This is a genomic window from Streptomyces sp. NPDC030840 (genome assembly GCF_055572015.1).
In genome coordinates, this window is sequence record NZ_JBVIEE010000008.1 from 1 (window position 1) to 20021 (window position 20021).

17 protein-coding genes and 1 pseudogene are annotated in these 20021 nt (G+C 72.3%); 14 read left to right on the top strand and 4 right to left on the bottom strand.

Annotated elements, in window-relative coordinates; translation table 11 throughout:
• From ACZ49J_RS18895 to ACZ49J_RS18905, 3 genes and pseudogenes are all read right to left on the bottom strand, one after another.
• Window positions 1–1057 (bottom strand): homoserine dehydrogenase (locus tag ACZ49J_RS18895; RefSeq protein WP_467449333.1); only part of this gene is annotated, 1057 nt, incomplete at its 3' end.
• A gap of 203 nt (window positions 1058–1260) precedes the next feature.
• A pseudogene (locus ACZ49J_RS18900) lies at window positions 1261–2209 on the bottom strand (MFS transporter); the annotation flags it as partial.
• Between the two features lie 13 nt (window positions 2210–2222).
• Complete coding sequence (locus ACZ49J_RS18905) at window positions 2223–2813, bottom strand: TetR/AcrR family transcriptional regulator (RefSeq protein ID WP_467449334.1); 591 nt, start codon at window positions 2811–2813, stop codon at window positions 2223–2225.
• Between the two features lie 273 nt (window positions 2814–3086).
• Here ACZ49J_RS18905 and ACZ49J_RS18910 point away from each other — a divergent pair, with 273 nt between their 5' ends.
• The 7 genes from ACZ49J_RS18910 (at window position 3087) to ACZ49J_RS18940 (ending at window position 10910) form a co-directional block, all read left to right on the top strand.
• Window positions 3087–3662, top strand: a complete 576-nt coding sequence (locus ACZ49J_RS18910; RefSeq protein ID WP_467449335.1) for a (2Fe-2S)-binding protein — start codon at window positions 3087–3089, stop codon at window positions 3660–3662.
• A complete protein-coding gene (locus ACZ49J_RS18915) occupies window positions 3659–4651 on the top strand; it encodes an FAD binding domain-containing protein (protein ID WP_467449337.1) in 993 nt (330 codons plus the stop codon). Before ACZ49J_RS18910 ends, ACZ49J_RS18915 begins: the two co-directional genes overlap by 4 nt.
• A complete protein-coding gene (locus ACZ49J_RS18920) occupies window positions 4648–6774 on the top strand; it encodes a xanthine dehydrogenase family protein molybdopterin-binding subunit (RefSeq protein WP_467449338.1) in 2127 nt (708 codons plus the stop codon). The genes ACZ49J_RS18915 and ACZ49J_RS18920 overlap by 4 nt, the downstream gene beginning before the upstream one ends.
• Window positions 6767–7909, top strand: coding sequence for an XdhC family protein (locus ACZ49J_RS18925; protein WP_467449340.1), 1143 nt, complete (start codon window positions 6767–6769; stop codon window positions 7907–7909). The genes ACZ49J_RS18920 and ACZ49J_RS18925 overlap by 8 nt, the downstream gene beginning before the upstream one ends.
• Before the next feature lie 462 nt (window positions 7910–8371).
• Window positions 8372–9928, top strand: a complete 1557-nt coding sequence (locus tag ACZ49J_RS18930) for an MFS transporter (protein ID WP_467449341.1) — start codon at window positions 8372–8374, stop codon at window positions 9926–9928.
• A gap of 375 nt (window positions 9929–10303) precedes the next feature.
• Window positions 10304–10444 (top strand): hypothetical protein, encoded by a 141-nt coding sequence (locus ACZ49J_RS18935; protein WP_467449342.1) that lies wholly within the window; start codon window positions 10304–10306, stop codon window positions 10442–10444.
• Window positions 10445–10451: 7 nt separating this feature from the next.
• Window positions 10452–10910, top strand: coding sequence for an RrF2 family transcriptional regulator (locus ACZ49J_RS18940; RefSeq protein ID WP_467449343.1), 459 nt, complete (start codon window positions 10452–10454; stop codon window positions 10908–10910).
• A gap of 249 nt (window positions 10911–11159) precedes the next feature.
• Here the strand turns inward: ACZ49J_RS18940 and ACZ49J_RS18945 are convergent, their stop codons facing one another.
• Entirely contained in the window at window positions 11160–12209 is a 1050-nt protein-coding gene (locus ACZ49J_RS18945) for an NAD-dependent epimerase/dehydratase family protein (protein WP_467449746.1), read from the bottom strand.
• Between the two features lie 420 nt (window positions 12210–12629).
• Here ACZ49J_RS18945 and ACZ49J_RS18950 point away from each other — a divergent pair, with 420 nt between their 5' ends.
• Genes ACZ49J_RS18950 through ACZ49J_RS18980 form a run of 7 tightly spaced genes read left to right on the top strand, consistent with a single transcriptional unit; the run spans window position 12630 to window position 20021 of the window.
• Complete coding sequence (locus ACZ49J_RS18950; RefSeq protein ID WP_467449345.1) at window positions 12630–13697, top strand: substrate-binding domain-containing protein; 1068 nt, start codon at window positions 12630–12632, stop codon at window positions 13695–13697.
• Window positions 13694–15355 (top strand): sugar ABC transporter ATP-binding protein, encoded by a 1662-nt coding sequence (locus ACZ49J_RS18955; RefSeq protein ID WP_467449347.1) that lies wholly within the window; start codon window positions 13694–13696, stop codon window positions 15353–15355. Before ACZ49J_RS18950 ends, ACZ49J_RS18955 begins: the two co-directional genes overlap by 4 nt.
• Entirely contained in the window at window positions 15348–16301 is a 954-nt protein-coding gene (locus ACZ49J_RS18960; RefSeq protein WP_467449348.1) for an ABC transporter permease, read from the top strand. The genes ACZ49J_RS18955 and ACZ49J_RS18960 overlap by 8 nt, the downstream gene beginning before the upstream one ends.
• Window positions 16298–17245, top strand: coding sequence for an ABC transporter permease (locus tag ACZ49J_RS18965; protein WP_467449349.1), 948 nt, complete (start codon window positions 16298–16300; stop codon window positions 17243–17245). The genes ACZ49J_RS18960 and ACZ49J_RS18965 overlap by 4 nt, the downstream gene beginning before the upstream one ends.
• Window positions 17242–18441 (top strand): M20 family metallopeptidase, encoded by a 1200-nt coding sequence (locus tag ACZ49J_RS18970; RefSeq protein ID WP_467449350.1) that lies wholly within the window; start codon window positions 17242–17244, stop codon window positions 18439–18441. Before ACZ49J_RS18965 ends, ACZ49J_RS18970 begins: the two co-directional genes overlap by 4 nt.
• Window positions 18432–19160, top strand: coding sequence for an MBL fold metallo-hydrolase (locus ACZ49J_RS18975; protein WP_467449351.1), 729 nt, complete (start codon window positions 18432–18434; stop codon window positions 19158–19160). Before ACZ49J_RS18970 ends, ACZ49J_RS18975 begins: the two co-directional genes overlap by 10 nt.
• Window positions 19161–19196: 36 nt before the next feature.
• A complete protein-coding gene (locus ACZ49J_RS18980; protein ID WP_467449353.1) occupies window positions 19197–20021 on the top strand; it encodes an IclR family transcriptional regulator in 825 nt (274 codons plus the stop codon).

Genomic DNA, 20021 nt, shown 5'->3' on the forward strand with positions numbered 1-20021 from the left:
GGGTGGGGGCGGTGTCGTCGTCGGCGTGGCGCTGGTGGATGGCGGTGATGTCCGACAGCAGGGCGTAGGCGGTCTCGATGCGCCCGGCGCCCGGCCCCGAGACCGTGACGGTGCCCAGGAGGTCGGTGTGGAAGGCGACCGCGTTGAGGGGGCCGGAGATCCCAGCCAGCGGGTGCTGGGCGGGCAGGGCGAGCGGGGCGACGCGGGCATCGACGCTGCCGTCCTCGTGGCGGGTGGCGGAGCCGACCAGCTTCCACCGCAGCCCCTTGGAGGCGGCGTCCCGCACCTCGTCCGCTGTGATCGCGGAGATTCCCTCGCAGAAGACGTCCTCGCGGCGCAGGTCGGCGCCGAGGATTTCGTTGGCGAGGATCATGACCTTGAGCTGGACGTCGTGGCCCTCGATGTCGGCGGTGGGGTCGGCTTCGGCGTACCCGCGGTTCTGGGCTTCGGTGATGGCGGCCGGCAGTTCGATGCCCTCTTCGAGGCGGCCCAGGATGTAGTTGGAGGTGCCGTTCATGATGCCCTGGACGCCTGTGATCTCCAGGCCGCCGAACATGCGCTGGGCGGTGCGCAGGATGGGGGTGCCGCTGAGTACCGAGCCCTCGAACTCGAAGCTGACACCACGCTCGGCGGCCAGCTGCTTCAGTGTGTGGCCGGCGAGTGCGACCGGGCCCTTGTTGGTGGTGCACACGTGCTTGCCCGATTCCAGGGCCCAGCGCACATGGGAGAGGGCGGGCTCGCCGTCGGTGGGGTTGGTGAACGTCGCCTCCACGACGATGTCGGCCGGGACCTCGCGGATCACCCACTCGTTGCGCGGATCCGCGCTGCCGCCGGCCAGGCCCGCGAAGCTCAGCTCCCCGGGCTCGGTGGCCAGCAGCGGCGCCAGATCGATTCCGTCGGTGTCCACCAGGGAACCGGCCCGCAGATCGGTGATCGCCACCACCCGCAGGGCGAAACCCAGCTCCTTGGCCAGGCGTTCCCCGCTCTGGGATATGAGTTCGGCGAGCGCGCGGTTGACGCCGCCGAATCCGATGAGGGCGAGATCGTATCGGCCCATGAGATCGCTCCTTCACAGTCCGCCGCCTTCACGGTGCGGCTGCTGAAGACCCTCGCTTCCCTGCCTGTCACCTGCTCCATGCCGCAACGACCACCTGGCATGCCGATCTGCACGGTGCGATGACGATTCGCCCACCCCAGGCCCGGTGGAACCCGGGTCGTTCCAGCAGAAGGCGGAGGCTGAGAACGACGAGATCCCCATCCTCACTGCGAAGCAGGGCCAAAACGTCTGTCGCCCGCTCCCGCGCCGCCCGTACGTTCCGGGCGGCGCGGCAGCAGACCCACCGCCAGGTCCGGTATCGCGGCGAGGAGCGGCCAGGGCACGGCGGCCGGGAGCCCCAGGTCGAGCAGCGAGCCGGTGGCCGAGCTGCCGATGAGGACGATCAGGCCGGAGACGGAGGACAGGGCGCCGGTGTAGTAGAGGCCGATGCGGCCGCCTGGGCGAGGTCGAGCACCCAGGCGCGGGCGGCGGGGACGACCAGCATCTGACCAGGGTGAGCAGGACGACGTAGCCGGCGGCGGGCAGCAACCCGCCACACCCGTCCAGCCTGCAGGCCGGGCGGCCGCCACGACCCCGAAGCCGGTCGCGATGAGCAGCAGCCCGGCGATCATCGGGCGGCGCATGCCGAGCCGGTCACCTGCCCAGCGCGTGACGGGCAGTTGGGCGCAGACGACCAGCAGGGAGGAGAGGGCGAACAGCCAGGACGGGGCTGAGTGGGAGCCGGTCGCGCACCGCACCCCGTCCGGCAGGGCGAGGGAGAGCTGGTTGTAGGCGAGCAGGTAGGTGCTGTAGGCGCAGCACGGGGCGAGGAAGCGGTGGTCGCGCAGCAGTAGGCGTGTGCCGCCCCGCTGCCGGGTGCGTACTCGGCCGGGGATGTGCTGCGGCATCAGCCGGATATGCCCGGCAAGGACGAGGACGCAAACGGCGCCTCCGGTCAGGCAGGCGGTGCGGAAGTCCACGGCGAGCAGCAGGCCGCCGAGCAGCGGGCGCACGCCGATGGGGGCCCCTCCCGCTCGAGCGAAGCCGAGAGTGGGGGAGGTCGACGAGTGCGCCGCCGACCACGAAGAGGCCCTTCCGGCTGAAGGTCCGCAGGCCCAGGACGAAGACGACCATCCATCCCGCCATGCCGAGCGCGGTGCCGAGGTGGGCCGCGGACCGGCGTCGCTCAGCGCCCGGGCGCTCCGGCCCGCAGGCCGTCCATGACCAGGTCCAGCAGCCGGGTGGTGCGTGTCCGCCAGTCCTGGCGGGGGTCGATCTGCCACAGGCCGGCGATGGCGAGGAGGAAGTCCTCCCCTGTCACTCCCGGGCGGATGGTGCCGGCCTCCTCCGCCGCGCGGAGCAGGAGCTCGGCGGCGGAGGTCACCGGGGTGTGCCCCGGCTTGCCCGGGCCTCCCGGCGCGCTGGTGGCCTGGCGGATCGCGTCCGCCAGTCCGGCCTTGGTCATGGCGAACTGGGCGAGGCGGTCCATCCACTCGCGCAGCGCCTGGTCGGGATTCCGGGTCGCGAGCAACTCGGCCGCGCTGTCGGCGACCTGCTGCATCTCGTGACGGTAGATCTCGAGGACGAGCGCCTCGCGATTGGGGAAGTTGCGGTAGAACGTGCCCTGCCCGACGCCCGCCTTCTTGGCGATCGCACTCAGTGGGGCGTCGGCGGAGAGTGTCAGCTCGGCCAGCGCGACCTCCAGGATGCGCTCTCGGTTTCGCTGTGCGTCCGAGCGCAGGGGCGCGTGTGGGGGTGCGTCCTTCTTCTGTCGCACTCGTCCTCCTCGCGGGCTCGTGGCCGAATCCCGTCCTTGCCGAACCGGACAGGTGTCCGTTACGTTTTCGTGAGCGGACAGTTGTCCGGTTAGGTCAACCTTACCCGTGGGGGCGGGTGGGGGAGGCAGCCGGTGGCCGTTCGCCCACATCGTGCCTTCCGTTCCTCCTTTTTGGGTCACCTCCTGATACGTCACCTCCCGATACCTCTCCTGATCTGTCCGCCTGCCACATCGTCCCCGGACGCGCTCCGGTTACGCGAAAGAAGGCTGATCATGGCCCCAGCGCCCGCCTCGACGAACAGCGCCATCACCCTGCACATCAACGGCGAGAAGCATGTGCTGTCCGTCGACCACCGCACGACCCTGCTCGACGCCCTGCGCGAGCGTCTCGATCTGACCGGTACGAAGAAGGGCTGTGACCAGGGGCAGTGCGGTGCCTGCACGGTCCTGCTGGACGGACGCCGGGCGGTGTCCTGCCTGCAGCTCGCCGTGGCCGCCGAGGGCCGTGAGATCACCACCATCGAGGGTGTGGCCGAGGGCGACGAGCTGCATCCGGTGCAGCAGGCGTTCCTCGACCTGGACGGCTACCAGTGCGGTTACTGCACGCCGGGGCAGATCTGCTCGGCGATCGCGGTGATCGAGGAGCACGCGGCGGGCTGGCCCAGCGCCGCCACCGACGACGTACGGCCCGAAGCCGGGCCGCCCGAGCTGACCGCCGAGGAGATACGCGAGCGAATGAGCGGCAACCTGTGCCGGTGCGGGGCCTATGTTTCGATCGTCCAGGCGGTCGCCCGCGCGGCCGGACTCGACGCGGCGACGGCCGAGGAGACCGAGGGGGCGGCCGCGTGAGGGAGTTCGCCTACCAGCGCGCGCTGGATGTCTCCGGTGCCCTCGCGCTGCTCGACGCCGACCCGGATGCCCGCTTCCTGGGCGGTGGTACCAACCTCGTGGACCTGATGAAGACGGGCGTGGAACGGCCCGGCCGTCTCGTCGACGTCCGCGAACTGCCGCTGGACCGCATCGAGACGACCGGTGACGGCGGCCTGCGGATCGGCGCGACCGTCACCAACAGCGATCTCGCGGCACACCCCGAGGTCAGGCGCCGCTACCCGGCTCTGACTCAGGCGGTCCTGGCGGGAGCTTCGGGGCAGTTGCGCAACATGGCCACCGTCGGCGGCAACCTGCTCCAGCGCACCCGCTGCGGCTACTTCGCCGATGTGACCAAGCCGTGCAACAAGCGGGCCCCGGGCAGCGGTTGCCCCGCGATCGCCGGTGAGCACCACAACCACGCCATCCTGGGCGCCTCCGAGCACTGCGTGGCCACCCACCCCTCCGACATGGGGGTGGCGCTGGCCGCCTTCGACGCCGTCGTGTCGTACGAAACCGCGGACGGGCCCGGCCAGTTGCCCCTCGTCGACTTCTACCTGCCGGTGGGTGACACCCCGCACCGGGAGACCGCCCTGCCGCCCGGCGCGCTGATCACCGGTGTGACGCTGCCGCCCGCCCCGGTGGCTGCGAACTCCCGCTACCGCAAGGTGCGTGAGCGCGCCTCCTACGCGTTCGCGATCGGCTCGATCGCCGCCGCGCTCGACGTCCACGACGGCGTCGTCCGGGACGTGCGCCTGGCCTTCGGCGCGGTGGCCTCCCGCCCGTGGCGGGCCCGCGCGGCGGAACGCGCGCTGACCGGCGCGCCGGCCGACGCCGCGACGTTCGCCGCCGCCGCGGACGCCGAACTGGCCGCCGCGAAGCCCCTGCCGCACAACGGATACAAGGTGACCCTGATGCGCAACCTCGTCGTGGCCGTCCTGACCGAACTCGCCGAGGAGGCCACCCGATGACCACCGCCACGACCGGGACCAGGGCGGTCAAGGGCTCCGTCGGCACCGCGCACACCCGGATCGAGGGCCGCGAGAAGGTGACGGGAGCGGCCCGGTACGCGGGCGAGATACCCTTCGCCGAACTCGCCCACGGCTGGCTGGTGTTGTCCAGCGCCGCCCGTGGCCGCGTCCGCTCGGTGGACACCGCGCCCGTCCTCGCCATGCCGGGCGTGCTGACCGTGCTGCACCACGAGAACGCCCCCCGCTTGGACACCGACTACGTGGGCCTGCTGGGCAAGCCGGACCCCACCGCCGCCGTCTTCCAGCAGGACCGGGTGCCGCACGTGGGCTGGCCGGTGGCGCTGGTCGTCGCCGAGACGTCCGAGCAGGCCAGAGAGGCCGCCGAAGCGCTCGTGGTGCACTACGAGCGGGAGCCGCACGACGTCGCGTTCTCCGCCGACCGCCCGGACGCGTACCCACTGGACGCCTACGGCCCGGCGGTGACCGGCAAGGGCGATCTGGAGGCCGAACTCGCCGCGTCCGCCGTCGTCGTGGACGCCGAGTACACCACCCCCGAAGAGCACCACAACCCGATGGAGCCGCACGCGGCGACCGCGCGCTGGGACGGCGGGCGACTGGAGGTCGTCGACTCCAACCAGGGCACCACCTGGGTCGCGGGCGAGATCGCGAACATGTTCTCCCTCGACCCGGGCTCGGTGCGGGTGCGGTCCGAACACGTCGGCGGTGGCTTCGGGAGCAAGGGCCTGCGCGCGCACCAGGTGGCCGCGGTGATGGCCGCGACCGTCCTCCAGCGCCCCGTCCGCGTCGTCATGACCCGCCGTCAGATGTTCTCGCTCGCCGGCTACCGCAGCCCCACCACGCAGCGGGTCAGGCTCGGCGCCGACGCCGACGGACGGCTGCGCGCCCTGGACCACAGCTCCCTGAGCGCGACTTCGACCGTGCACGAGTTCATCGAGGCCGGCGCCGGACCGGCCCGGACGATGTACGACGCCGACGCCCACCACACGGCCAGCCGGGTCGTACGGCTCGACGTGCCGACACCGACGTACATGCGCGCGCCGGGCGAGGCACCGGGATCGTTCGCCCTGGAGTCCGCGCTCGACGAACTCGCCGAGAAGACCGGGATCGACCCGATCGAGCTGCGCGTACGCAACGAGCCCGAACGGGGCCCCGTCTCCGGGCTGCCGTTCAGCAGCCGCAACCTGATCGCCTGCTTCCGGGAGGGCGCCCGCCGGTTCGGCTGGGCGGACCGCGACCCGCGCCCCGGCCTGCGCCGCGACGGCCGCTGGCTCCTCGGCACCGGCACGGCGGCCGCGTCCTTCGGCGCCGGGGCCGGTCCCTCCACGGCGGCCGTGACCGCGGAGGCGGACGGCACCTTCACCGTCCGGATCAACGCGGCGGACATCGGAACGGGGGCCCGGACGGCGCTCACCCTGGTCGCCGCCGACGCGCTGGAGACCACGCCGGACCGGATCCATGTGCGCATCGGGGACAGCGACATCGGCCCGGCGTTCATCGCGGGCGGTTCGATGGGCACCCGCTCCTGGGCCTGGGCGGTCATGGCCGCGGCCGACGAGCTGAAGGAGCGGCTCGCCCTGAACACCGGCATCCCGCCGGAGGGGATCACCGTACGGTCGGACACCACCGCGGCCATCGGCGCCCTCTCCCAAAAGGAGCGGCACTCCTTCGGGGCGCAGTTCGCGGAGGTCGCCGTGGACCCCGCCACCGGCGAGGTGCGGGTGCGGCGCATGCTCGGCGTCTTCGCGGCCGGCCGTATCGTCAACCCGCTCACCGCCCGCAACCAGTTCATCGGCGGGATGATCTGGGGCATCTCCATGGCCCTGCACGAGGAGGCGGTACGGGACCGGGCCACAGGCGGCCACTATGGCGCCGACCTGGCGGGCTACCACGTCGCCGCGCACGCCGATGTACCGCACATCGAGGCCGACTGGGTGGACGACGTGGACCCGGAGGATCCGGTGGGCATCAAGGGCATCGGCGAGATCGGGATCGTCGGCGCCGCGGCGGCCGTCGCCAACGCGGTGTGGCACGCGACCGGTGTACGCCACCGCCACCTGCCCATCCGCCCGGACCGCGTCCTCATGGCAGGCGGACATGCTTGACATCGCCGCCGAGCTGTACCGCTGGGCCGAGGAGGGCCGGGAGTTCGCCGTCGCCACCGTCGTGGCGGTCAGCGGCAGCGCCCCGCGCCCTCCCGGCGCCGCTCTCGCCGTCGACAGCGAGGGCACCGCCATCGGCTCGGTCTCCGGCGGCTGCGTGGAGGGCGCGGTGTACGAGCTGTGCCAACAGGCGTTGGCAGACGGCAGGGCCGTGCGGCGGCGCTTCGGCTACAGCGACGAGGACGCCTTCGCCGTCGGGCTGACCTGCGGCGGGATCATCGACATCCTGGTCACACCCGTCGGCGCGCACGCACCGGTGAGGGAGGTGTTCCTGCCGGCGCTCTCGGCCGCCGCCCGGAGCGAGCCGCTGGCCCTCGCCCGGGTGGTCCGGGGCCCGGACGAACTCCTCGGCCAGGCCCTGCTCGTACGCCCCGACGGCACGTACGACGGCTCGCTCGGCGGCCACCCGGAGCTGGACCGCACGGCGCTCGCCCAGGCCCGCGCCCTGCTGGACACCGGCACCACCGGCACACTCGACGTCTCGGAGGACGGCTCCCACTGCCCCGGGGGCCTCACCCTCCTCGTCGAGGCGTCCGTGCCGCCGCCCCGCATGATCGTCTTCGGCGCCATCGACTTCGCCGCCGCCCTCGTACGCGCCGGCAAGTTCCTCGGCTACCACGTGACCGTGTGCGACGCCCGCCCCGTGTTCGCCACGCGGGCCCGCTTCCCCGACGCCGACGACATCGTCGTCGACTGGCCCCACCGCTACCTGCGGAACACGGACACCGACGCGCGCACCGTCCTGTGCGTCCTCACCCACGACGCCAAGTTCGACATCCCCCTGCTGACCGAGGCCCTGCGCATGCCGGCCGCCTTCATCGGCGCCATGGGCTCACGCCGCACGCACGCCGACCGCGAACGGCGACTGCGTGAAGCGGGCGTGACCGATGAGGAACTGGCCCGCCTCAGGTCACCGATCGGCCTCGACCTCGGCGCCCGCACACCCGAGGAGACCGCCCTGTCCATCGCCGCGGAGATCGTCGCGCTCCGCAGGGGCGGCACGGGCGTTCCGCTGACCGGCTCGGCAATGCCGATCCACCGGGACGGGGGCGAGCGGGGCGCCGTGACGGCGGCCTGAAGCGGAGTGGAACGCGAGGGGCGCAGGCCGGTCCGCGAAGCCGTCACGGCACTCGCGGGGCGAGGCAGGACAATCAGCGTGCCCCGGCAAGCGGGCGGGAGCCCATCGGGCAGCCAGAGCCATGAGCGGCCTGCTGGGCAGGCCGCTGGGCGGTCCGGGCGGGACGCTTCGGCCGGCCTGGAGCACCCGGCGGGAACGGCGGCGCCGGCGCGGGCAGCGAGGGCGTCCGCGGGGGCAGCCGGAACGGCGTCGCGGCCGTCCCCCGGCCGATCCGCCGGGGGACGAGCCGGCGCCGGGGCGAGACGAGCCGGCGCCTGGTTGACCCGGGGATCTCGCCCCGCGGCCGTGACGTTGATCGAGTGGTGACGACCCCGGACGCGGGCGTACGGTCGAACGGAGGACTCCGCGGACGGGGCCGCCGACCGGCCCCTCCCGAGGGTTCGCCCCCGAGAGCGCGCCGTCATGAGCAGCAGCCCGCAGCCGACCTCCGCATCCCAGAGCACCGCCCGGGAACCCGGCGGTGGCGGAAGCGCGATGGCGCTGCTGGTGATCGCCTCGTGCCAGCTGATGGTGGTCCTGGACATCACCATCGTGAACATCGCGCTGCCCGACATCCAGAGGTCCCTGGACTTCTCCACCACCAGTCTGTCGTGGGTGGTCAGCGCCTACACGCTCACCTTCGGCGGTCTGCTGCTGCTCGGCGGCCGGACCGGCGACATCCTCGGCAGACGGCGCGTCTTCGTCTTCGGAGTACTGCTCTTCGGGCTCGCCTCCCTGCTCGGCGGGTTCGCCCAGAACTCCGGCCAACTCCTCGCCGCCCGTGCCCTCCAGGGCGTCGGCGGTGCCATCGCGTCCCCGACGGCCCTCGCCCTGGTCAGCACGACCTTCCGCGAAGGCCCCGAGCGCAACCGGGCGTTCGGGGTGTTCGCCGGTGTCTCGGCGGGAGGTGGTGCGATCGGGCTGCTCGCGGGCGGGATGCTCGTCGAATGGCTGAACTGGCGCTGGGTGCTCTTCGTCAACGTGCCGATCGCCGTGCTGATCGCCCTCGCCACACCCCGCTGGATCAGGGAGTCGGAGCGTCACCCCGGTCACTTCGACGTCACCGGCGCGGTGCTGTCCACCGTGGGCATGGTGCTGCTGGTGTACGGGTTCATCAGAGCTGGAGAGGACGGCTGGCGGGACGTGCTCACGCTGGCCTCGTTCGCCGCGGCCGTCGTCGTCCTCACGGGGTTCGTCCTGGTCGAGACGCGTTCCAGACAGCCGATCACGCCGCTGCACATGTTCGCCGACCGTAACCGTGCGGGCACCTACGGCATGATGCTGTGCCTCGCGGCCGCGATCTTCGGCATGTTCTTCTTCCTCACGCTCTTCGTGCAGGACGTGCTGGACTTCAGCCCGCTGGCCACCGGGTTCGCCTTCCTGCCGGTCAGCGCGGTCATCGCGATCGGAGCCGGGCTGGCCTCGCGGTACCTGCCGGTGTTCGGCCCCAAACCCTTCATGGTGGTGGGCGGGATCCTCGCGGCGGCGGGCCTGGCCTGGCTCACCCTGACCGACGTCCAGTCCACCTACGCGGGCAGCGTCCTCGGCCCGCTGCTCGTCTTCAGCCTGGGCATGGGCATGGAGTTCGTCTCGCTCACCCTGATGGCGCTCTCCAACGTCCGGACCGAGGAGACCGGCGCCGCCTCCGGGCTCCTCAACGCCACCCAGCAGGTGGGCGGCTCCCTCGGACTGTCCATCCTGGTCACGGTGTTCGGCACGGCCAGCACGAACGAGGCGGAGGAACAGATCCCGCGGTTCCTGTCGCAGGCGACCCCGGCCGAGCGCCTCCGCTTCGAACGCTCCGGGGAGCTCCCGCCGCCGTGGGCCGACGAGGTCCTCACCGCCGGGGTCTCGGCGGCCTTCGTCATGGCGGCGATCTTCGCGGTGATCGCCGCGGTGATCGCCCTCGTCGTGATCCAGGTCCGACCCTCGGACCTCGAACGCCTCAAGGGGGGCAGCGGCCCGGGAGGCCAGGCCTGAGACCGGGGTGCCTTCCCGTGCGAAGGCCGCCGCGAAGGCCGCGGGGCGCCGACGTGCCGCGCGTCCCCGTGGCCCTTCCGACCGGGCGGCGCCCGGACGAGGGAGGGAACGGGCCGGGAGGATGCGAGGGCGTCGGGCCCCTCCTCGGCCGGCCCTGCCCGTGCCGGCCGCCCGTCCGGTCCCGCCCCCCGGTCCGCCTCCGCATCGCGGGCAGACCGCTCTCCGAGCCTGCGAGCACAGCGGGGCCACGCACCGCTCCGCGCAGCGGTCCGCCCGGGCCCTGGCCGGGCGGCGGCCCACCGCACGATCCGTACGCGCTGACCGCCGTCGGCGCCGGCCGACCGGGCGGTCGAGTCCCTGGCGTACGGGCGGCCCGTGGCGAGGACGTCCGAGGACGTCGGCGACGACGAGTACGCCGAGATCACCGTCCTGGCGGCCGCCGCCGAGGCCGCCGCCGCCCGTGCGGCACGGGAGATCAGGCCGCCGGTGACCAAGCGGCGCGGCGGTGACGGATAATCGGGGCATGCGGATCTCGGCCAAGGCGGACTATGCGGTAAGGGCGGCGCTCGAGCTGGCCTCGGTGAGTGACGACGCGTCACTCAAGGCCGAGGTGATCGCGTCGGCCCAGGGCATCCCGCACAAGTTCCTCGAGGGCATCCTCGGCGACCTGCGCCGGGGCGGACTCGTGGTCAGCCAGCGCGGCGGCAAGGGCGGCTACCGGCTGGCCCGGCCCGCGGACACCATCGCCATCGCCGACATCATCCGTGTGGCGGACGGACCGCTGGTGTCCGTACGGGGCGTGCGCCCGCCCGAGCTCTCCTACGTCGGCCCCGCCGAGTCGCTGCTCCCCTTGTGGATCGCGGTACGCGCCAACGTCCGCAAGATCCTGGGCGAGGTCACCCTGGCCGACATCGCCACGGCCAAACTGCCGGACGAGGTCCAGCGGCTCGCCGAGGACCCCGAGGCGTGGACGAACCCCTGAACGGCCCGGCACCCCCTCAGGCACGACCCGGATCGCGGCCCGGCTGCCGGCGGATGCCGGGGCTGCGCGCGCCCGCCACCGGTGAGGTGACGCTCAGCGGGGCCACGGCCTGCAGGTGGTACGTCCGTGACACCCGCGAGCCCGTCGTAGTGATCGGCGCCCAGTCGAGGAACATCACCGTCCGCCCGGCCCAGGTCCGCGACGCGCTCGCCCCGCGGTACGAGAAGCGCGAGGCGGAGCCGCTGGTGTTCAGGCTGCCGGGCTGCGCCCGGCGGCGCTCCGTTGCCGGCGCCAGGCCTCGTAATGATCCAGGACGGTCTCCTCGACCGGCCGGTAGGTGACGCCCAGTTCGCGGACACTCCTGCTGTTGTCCACCCGGAAGCGGATGCCGAGGTGCTTGCGAATGTAGTCCTGCGTCAGGCCGAAGGCGGGCCCGAGGACGCGCACCGGCCAGTGGGGGAGCGCGGTGCGGGGCAGGCGGAGGGCGCGGGGGTGGCGGGCGCGGATGATGCGTGCCATGTCGTGGAAGGACGTCATCGTCTCGGCCGCGATGATGTAGCGGCCCTTCGCGTCGGGGTTCTCCGCCGCCGCGATGTGCGCGTCGGCCACGTCCCGTACGTCCGCGGTGGTGAAGCTGAAGTCCGGTGCGCCGTAGAAGAAGTAGCCCTTGAAGAGCTCCTCCAGGAGGAACAGGCTGCCGGATTCCGAGGCGGGAGTGAGCGAGGGGCCCAGGATCAGACCGGGGTTGACGGACACCATGCGCCAGCGGTCCTGGGCCGCCTCCGCCGCCCAGGCCGCGCGCTCCGCGAGCGTCTTGGCGTAGTGGTAGGGGTTGTTCTCCTCTGTGCTGGTGGTGTTGAAGTACGCCTCCGACAGCACCTGGCCGTCCATCTCCAGCACGTCCGCGTAGTCGCCGAAGATCGCCCCGACGGTGGACGTGAAGACGACTGTCCCGACCGTCGGTGTCCGCTCCACGCTCGCGAGTACGTTGCGGGTACCGAGGAGGGCCGGGTCGACCATGTCCCTGCGGCCGTCCCTGATCTTCTCGGGCATGAAGAAGGGTGACGCGACGTGGAACACCACCGTGCAGTCCCGCATCGCCTCGTCGAAGGAGCCCTCCCTCAGCAGGTCCGCCTCGAAGAGGTCGAGCCGGCCGGGGAAATCCTGCTGCATCTCGCGCAGGGGCCGGACCTTCGTGGCGTTCGCTGCGGAACGAACGGTGGTGTGCACGTGGTAGCCCCGCTCCAGCAGTCTCCGGACCAGATGACTGCCCACGAAGCCGCTGCCACCGGTCACCATCACGGGGGTCTTCGCGCTTCCGCCCACGCTGCTCTCCACTCCCTTGTGCCGCACCGTTGTTGTGGGTCGCAGGGTGTCATGGTGCGTGCCGTGGCGTCAGGGGCGGCGGGGGCGAGGCCCACCCCCGGGGCACGTTACGGTAACGGTTCCGTGCCGTCCCGATGACGCCGGAACGCCCCCACAACACTCCTCCGAGCTGCCGTGTTGTGCAATGCGAAATTCTGTGGTGCAGACGTGGTGCGCGGCCACGCGCCCCTCTACGTTGCCGTCTCAACAGGCCGGTCCTCACCAGGCGAAGCGTCCCCCACCCCGACCAGTGACGTCCGGGGCGCGGCTTCGGTGAACAGTCCGCTCCCTACTCACCGCCGCCCGGGCCACGTGCCCGGCCCGGGCACCTCACGAGGGAACCGAGGAGCAACGATGAACACACGCCCCGTACGTGGTGTGGTGGCAGTGGCAGCATCCCTGTGCGCGCTGGTTGGTGTCAGCGCGTGCAACGTCCAGTCCGACAACGACAGCGACAGCGCCAAGGCCGGCGCGAGCGCCTCAGCCGCCAAGGACCTCAAGGTCGGCTGGTCGACCATCTACCTGACTCCCTCGTGGATGCAGCAGACCCTGAAGATGCTGCAGACGGACGTCGACAAGCTGAAGTCGGCGGGCAAGGTGTCCTCGTTCAAGACCTTCAACGCCAACGGCGACACCTCGCAGCAGATCTCCCAGATCCGGGCCATGATCCAGCAGAAGTACGACGTGATCCTCGTGGACGCCGGCTCCGCCACCGCGCTCAACCCGGCGCTCGAACAGGCCGTGTCCGCGGGCATCACCGTCGTGGCGTTCGACTCGCTGCCGACCAGCAAGAAGGTCGTCCGCGTCGGCACGGACCAGAAGGCCTGGGGTTCGATGATGGCCGAGTGGCTGGCCAAGAAGCTGGACGGCAAGGGCAGCATCATCGCCATGAACGGCCCGGCCGGCGTGGCCGTCAGCGAGGACCGCTGGGCCGGTGCCGAGGCGGTCTTCAAGAAGTACCCGGGCATCAAGATCGTCAGCAATGTGCACAGCGAGTACAACATCGCCCCCGCCGCTCAGTCCTTCGCCTCCGCCTACTCCGCGAACCCGGACATCGACGGCGTGTTCTCGCAAGGAGGCGCGCTGTCCGCCGCCGCGCTGCAGACCTTGATCAAGCAGGACAAGAAGCTCGTCCCCATCACCGGTGAGAACTACAACGGCTTCCTGAAGATGTGGAAGTCCAAGCAGAAGGACGGCTTCTCCTCCATCGCCACCGCCCAGCCCAACTACCTCGGTGTGATCGCCCTGGAGGCGGCCATCGCCAAGGAGGAGGGCGTGAAGGTGCCGCAGGACGTCACCGTCCCGCTGCCCGAGATCACCGACGACAACCTCGCCGAGTACGTGAAGACGGACCAGCCGGACGACTCGTACCCCATCAACGACATTCCGCAGTCCGAGATCGACAAGCTCATCGGTAAGTGAGACCTGTGACCATGGCACCGCTGCTGAGCGTGGAACAGGTGTCGAAGTCGTTCGCGGGGAACCAGGTGCTCAAGGAGGTGAGCTTCACGGTCGAGCCCGGCGAGGTGCTGGCGCTCGTCGGCGAGAACGGCGCCGGCAAGTCCACCGTGCTCTCCCTCGTCACCGGGCTCCTCGCGCCCGACTCCGGCCGGGTCGTCCACGACGGCGCTCCCGTACCCCGGGCGTGGTCGCCGCACCGCGCCCGGGCGGCCGGGATCGGCTCCGTCCACCAGGAGCTGAGCCTCAACCCGCACCAGAGCGTCGCGGAGAACGTCTTCCTCGGCGCCTGGCCCAGCCGGCGCGGGCTGGTGCGGACCCGCGACCTCGCCGCGCGGGCCCGGCCGCTGCTGGAGCGGGTCGGCCTCGACGTCGACCCGCGCACCCGGGCCGGCCGCCTGCCGCTGGGCCGTCAGCAACTGGTCGAACTGGCCAAGGCGCTGGCGGGCGAGCCCCGCCTCCTCATCCTGGACGAGGCCACCTCGGCGCTCGACGAGGACCAGGTGGGCGCCGTCTTCCGTGTCGTCCGCGAACTGCGCGACCAGGGCGGCTCCGTGATCCTCGTCAGTCACCGCATGGCCGAACTCTTCGCGGTCAGCGACCGGTTGACCGTCCTCAAGGACGGGGCCGTCATGGCGACCCGGGAGCGGGAGCGGACGGACCACGACGACATCGTGCGCCTGATGGTGGGCCGCGAACTGTCGGACCTGTTCCCCGAGAAGGCCGCCACCGACCCGGTGGCCGACCCCGTCGCCCCCCTGCTCCAGGCACGCGACCTGACCGTCCCCCGAGCCTGCTCCTCCGTCGACCTGGACCTCGTACCCGGCCGCATCCTCGGCCTCGGCGGACTGCAGGGCCAGGGCCAGCGCGAAGTGCTGCGCGCCCTGTTCGGCCTGGCCCGGCACACGGGACGGATCACGATCGACGGGCGGCAGGTACGGATCTCCTCACCCCGTGATGCGATCCGGCACCGCGTCGCGTACGTCCCGGAGGACCGCAAGACCGAGGGCGTGCACACCGCGCGCAGCGTACGCGACAACCTCGCCCTGCCCAGCCTGCGCACCCTCGCCCCCGCGGGCCGGCTCACCACCGTCTCCCGCACGGCCGAGACGCGGCTGGTCGCCGACCTGACCGAGCGGCTGCGCATCAAGGCCGCCTCACCGGCGCAGGAGGCCCGCCGGCTGTCCGGCGGCAACCAGCAGAAGGTGGCCCTGGCCAAGTGGCTGCCGACCGGCCCCCGCGTGCTCCTGCTCGCCGAACCCACCCGCGGCATCGACATCGGCACCAAACGCGAGATCTACCATCTCCTGCGCCGCCTCGCCGACGACGGGCTGGCGGTCCTCGTCACCTCCGGAGACACCATGGAACTCGTAGGCCTCTGCGACGAGGTGGCCGTCCTGTACGAGGGCAGGATCGTGGACCGCCTCTCGGGCCCGGCCCTGACGGAAGAGCGCCTGGTACGGGCCTCCGTGATGGGCACGGCGACGGAGAGCGACGAGCAGGACGATGCGCCTCGCGATGACCCCGACGGTGACAAAACGGTTCTGCTCGCCGAGGAACTCGTCCACCCGACCGACGACAGCGATCGTCCCGACCCCTCCGGGAGCGTGACCCATGCGTGAGCGGATCACTGTCGCGGCCCGGGCCAACACGGACCTCCTCGGGCTGCTCGCCCTGCTGCTGGTGCTGCTCGTCGCCTACCAGCACTACGACTCCAGCCTCCTCACCCCCGCCTCGGTCACCATCCTGTCCGCGCAGTTCCTGCCGCTGATCCTGGCCGCGGCGGGGCAGACGACCGTGATGCTGCTCGGCGGGATCGACCTCTCGCTGGGGGCCGTGCTCGGGCTCGCCATGGCCGTCTTCGCCACCTACGAGGCGCGGAGCGCGGGTGACGTGGTGACGGCCCTGGTGCTCGCCCTGTGCGTGGCCGTCGCGGCCGGCGCGGTCAACGGGACCCTGGTGGCCTACGCCGGACTGCCCCCGATCGTCGTGACGCTCGCCGCGTCGTTCCTGTGGACCGGTGTCACACTCGTCGTCCTGCCACAGCCCGGCGGGCACGTCCCGGGCGGGCTCGTGGAGGCGTACAACAACGGCTGGTACGGCGTCGCCCTGCCCGCGGTCGCCGTCGCCGTCGCCCTCGCCCTCTGGAAGCTGCTGCGCACCACCCGGCACGGGCTCGCCCTCTACGCCGTGGGCGGCAACGAGCACGGCGCCTACGCCAGCGGACTGCACACCCGTGGGGTGAAGATCGGCGGCTACGCGCTGGCGGGCGCGTTCACCGGGCTCGCCGGGATCGGGCTCGCCATCCAGACCGGTTCGGCGGACCCGACGATCGGCACGCCCTACACCCTCAACTCCATCGCCGCCTCCGTCCTCGGCGGCATCAGCTTCTTCGGCGGCGTCGGCAGGATGCGCGGCACGGTCCTGGGCGCGCTGGTCATCGGCCTGCTCACCAACCTGCTGCTGTTCACCGGCATCTCGCCCTTCTACCAGCTCGTCGTGCAGGGAGTGATCCTCGTGGTGGCGCTCGCCCTGAAGACGTACCTCACGAGGGAGGCGGCCGAATGAGCGGCCTTGTGTCAGTGGCCGCGCTGCGCGGCAGCCGGCCCGTCTGGGCGTTCGGCGTGCTCGCGGTCACCTGGCTCGCGGCGATCCTCTTCGCCCACGGCTTCGACAGCGTCTCCAACTTCCGCTACCTCGTGCAGACCGCGTCGTTCCTCGGCATCGTCGCCGTCGGCCAGACCCTGGTCGTCATGATGAGCGGCATCGACCTGTCGGTGTCCGGAGTCGTCGCCCTGTCCGCGGTCGTCTGCGCCAAGGTCGCCTCCGGTACGGGAGGCGGCGCGACCGGCATCACGGCGGCCCTCGCGCTGAGCGCGCTCGTGGGCGCCGTGAACGCGGCCGGTGTGGTGTGGCTGCGGGTGCCGCCGATGGTGATGACCCTCGCCACCGGCACGGTCCTCTCCGGCGCGTTGCTCGTGTACACGAACGGATCGCCCAGCTCGGCGCACGTGCCGCTGCTGGACTCAGCTGCCAACAACCGGCTGCTGGGCATCCCCTGGGCGTTCGTGCTGTGGCTGGGCGTCACGGCCGTCGCCTTCTGGCTGCTGCACATGTCCCGGACGGGCCGGTACGCGTTCGCGCTCGGCGCCGGCCAGGACGCCGCCCGCGCCTCCGGCGTACCGCTCGGCGCCACGGCGTTCACCGCGTACGTCTCCTGTGCCCTGCTCGCCGGCCTGGCGGGCCTGGTGCTGCTCGGCTTCACCGGCACCAGTTCGCTGACCATGGGCAACCCCTACCAGCTGCTGTCCATCGCCTCCGTCGTGCTCGGCGGCACCTCCATCCTCGGCGGACGCGGCCACCTCCTCGGCACGGTCGGCGGCGCCCTGCTGCTCACCCTGCTCACCGCGCTGCTGACCTCGTGGAACCTCTCGGAGGGCCTGCGCCAGGTCGTCCTCGGCACCCTGATCATCGGTCTGCTGCTGGTCTACGCGAGGGAGCGCCGCACATGAGGGACCAGGCCGCCCCGCTCCTGCGCGACCTCGTACGCATCCCCAGCGTCAACCCCCGGGACGCCGCCGGTGACGGGGGCGAGACGGCGGTCGCCGCGTACGTGTCCGACTGGCTCGCTCGCCACGGCGTCCACGCCGAGCTGCACGAGGTGCTGCCGGGGCGGTCCAACGTGGTCGCCGTGGTGCCCGGCCGCAGCGCGGCGGCCGTCCTCCTCGAAACGCACCTCGACACGGTCGAGACGGCCGGCATGACCGTGCCCGCGCACGACGGCGAGATCAGCGGCGGCCGGCTGTACGGGCGGGGCGCCTGCGACGCGAAGGGGCCGCTGGCCGCGTTCCTGCTGGCCGCCGCCGAACTCGCCCGTGGCGAGCCGCCGTCGTACACGGTCGTCCTCGCCGGGGTCTGCGACGAGGAGCACGCCTACCGCGGTGTCCTGCACCTGCTGGACACCCTGGGAGACCGCCCGGTCGTCGGCGCGCTGGTCGGCGAGCCCACCGGTCTGGTCCCCGCCACCGCCCACAAGGGCGTCGTGCGGTACACCGTGCGCACCCACGGGCGGGCCGGGCACAGTTCGCGCCCCGAGGACGCCGTCAACGCCATCTCCCTGATGGCCCCCGTCCTCGCCCACCTCGCCGCCACACCCCCGGCCGTCGCCCCGCACCCGCTGCTGGGCCCAGCGACCCGCACGGTCACCCGCATCCGGGGCGGCACCGGGCCCAACACCATCCCCGGCACCTGCGAGGCGGACGTCGACCGCCGCACGCTGCCAGGTGAGGACCCGGACGCCGTCTGGCACCAGGACCGCGCCGAACTCGCCGCGCTCGGCGCCGAGTCGGATCCGCCCTTCACGGTCGATCCGGCCCTGGACACCCCGCCCGGCACCCCTGTCGTCAGCGCCCTGCGCCGGGCCCTCACCGCTCACGGCCGTCCCTCCGCCGTCCAGGGCATGCCCTTCGGCACGGACGCCAGCAAACTGGCCCGCGCCGGCATCCCCTCGGTGGTGTTCGGCCCCGGTTCCGTGACCGACGCCCACGCGGCCGCGGAGTCGGTGGAGTTGGCGGAGGTGGAGTTGGCTGCGAAGATCGTCGTCGCGGCGGTCCGGGGGACGGGGGAGCGGCTCCAGGAGGGCGAGAGCGGCTCGACAACCGGACAGGACAAGCATCTTGACCGCCCCGGGGAGCCAACGTGCAGCTGACCGACCATGTCACTCTCGTGGCCAGCGGTGCCGCAGGTTTCGATCTCAGCGACCCGCTGGACTGTCATGTCTACCTCGTACGCGGCAGCCGCCGCAGTGTCCTCGTGGACGCCGGCGCCGGGAGGTCGGTCCATACCATCCTGCGGAATGCCGACACCGAGCCGGACCACCTCCTCCTCACCCATGGCCACGCCGACCACGCGGGCGGGGCGGCCGCCCTCGCCGAGCACCTGCCCGGACTACGCGTGCTCGCCGGAGCGGAGGCCGTGCGCTGGATCGCCGAGGGCGACGAACTCGGCCTCAGCGTGGACAAGGGCAGGGCCGCCGGGGTCTACCCGGACGACTACGCCTTCCCGCCCTGCCCGAGCGTCGAACCCATGGCCGACGGCACCGAGATCGACCTGGGTGGCGGAGTCGTCCTCCGGGCCGTCGCCACCCCCGGTCACGCCGACGGCCACCTCTGCTACCACCTGCGCACGCCCGCCTACCGGGCCCTGTTCTCCGGTGACTGCGTCTTCACCGGAGGCCGCGTCTCCCTGCAGAATCTGCACGACTGCCGCGTGCCCGAGTACGCGGACAGCCTGACCCGGCTGGCCACGTTCGACATCGACGCGCTCTTCCCCGGCCACCACGAGGTATCCCTCGCCCGGGCGGGGCGGCACCTGGACGCGGCCCGCGACACCGTCGCCCGCGGCCTGCTGCCGAGGAGCACCACCTGATGGCGATCAGCACACCGTGATGGCGAGGAGCACGACATGACCGCACCGCCCCGCCGCAACCAGGCCTCCTCCCTGCGCCGCGCCCTCAGCGTCCTCGAGTACATACGCGACCACGCCGGCACCGGTACCGGCCGCGGCGTGTCCCTGACCCGGATCGCGGAGGACCTCGGCCTCAACAAGAGCACGGTGCTGCGGCTCACCACACCCCTCATGGAGAGTGACCTGCTCTTCCGCGACCGCGAGACCGGCTGGTTCCGCCTCGGCCACGGCACCCTGCGGCTCGGCCAGTCCTACCTCTCCTCCCTCGACCTGCGCGCCGTCGCCGCGGAACCGCTGCGCCTCCTCCAGCACGCGGTGGGGGAGACCTGCCACCTGGTGGTGTACGAACCGCCGGACGTGGTCTACATCGACAAGGTCGAGAACGAGACCAACGTGCGCATGGCCTCCCGCATCGGCAGCCGCGTCCCCGCCTACCGCACCGCCGTCGGCAAGGCCATCCTCGCCTGGCACGGGGAGGACGCGTTCCGCGCCGCCGTGGCCGCCGGGATGCCGCCGGTCACCCAGCACACGGTCACCGACCCCGACCGTCTGCGCGCCGAACTCGACCGGGTCCGCCGCCAGGGCTACGCCATCGACGACCGCGAGAACGAGCCGGAGGTACGGTGCGTCGCCGCGCCCGTCTTCGACCACACCGACGCGGCCGTCGGCGCCCTCAGCGTCTCGGGCCTCACCACCCGGATGACCCCGGCCCGGGTCCGCGAGGTCGGCCCCCTGGTCGTCCGCACCGGCCTGGAGATCTCCCACGTCCTCGGCGCTCCCCGGGCGCGGGACGCCGGCCAGCACCGGGCGGGCGGCCGCTGA

What these genes read in the sequence shown, in the direction of transcription:
- ACZ49J_RS18910 (WP_467449335.1), top strand. Translation starts at nt 3,087, where the DNA reads ATGGCCCCAGCGCCCGCCTCGACGAACAGCGCCATCACCCTGCACATC.
- ACZ49J_RS18920 (WP_467449338.1), top strand. Translation starts at nt 4,648, where the DNA reads ATGACCACCGCCACGACCGGGACCAGGGCGGTCAAGGGCTCCGTCGGC.
- ACZ49J_RS18925 (WP_467449340.1), top strand. Translation starts at nt 6,767, where the DNA reads ATGCTTGACATCGCCGCCGAGCTGTACCGCTGGGCCGAGGAGGGCCGG.
- ACZ49J_RS18930 (WP_467449341.1), top strand. Translation starts at nt 8,372, where the DNA reads ATGAGCAGCAGCCCGCAGCCGACCTCCGCATCCCAGAGCACCGCCCGG.
- ACZ49J_RS18940 (WP_467449343.1), top strand. Translation starts at nt 10,452, where the DNA reads ATGCGGATCTCGGCCAAGGCGGACTATGCGGTAAGGGCGGCGCTCGAG.
- ACZ49J_RS18945 (WP_467449746.1), bottom strand. Translation starts at nt 12,209, where the DNA reads ATGGTGACCGGTGGCAGCGGCTTCGTGGGCAGTCATCTGGTCCGGAGA.
- ACZ49J_RS18950 (WP_467449345.1), top strand. Translation starts at nt 12,630, where the DNA reads ATGAACACACGCCCCGTACGTGGTGTGGTGGCAGTGGCAGCATCCCTG.
- ACZ49J_RS18960 (WP_467449348.1), top strand. Translation starts at nt 15,348, where the DNA reads ATGCGTGAGCGGATCACTGTCGCGGCCCGGGCCAACACGGACCTCCTC.
- ACZ49J_RS18965 (WP_467449349.1), top strand. Translation starts at nt 16,298, where the DNA reads ATGAGCGGCCTTGTGTCAGTGGCCGCGCTGCGCGGCAGCCGGCCCGTC.
- ACZ49J_RS18970 (WP_467449350.1), top strand. Translation starts at nt 17,242, where the DNA reads ATGAGGGACCAGGCCGCCCCGCTCCTGCGCGACCTCGTACGCATCCCC.
- ACZ49J_RS18980 (WP_467449353.1), top strand. Translation starts at nt 19,197, where the DNA reads ATGACCGCACCGCCCCGCCGCAACCAGGCCTCCTCCCTGCGCCGCGCC.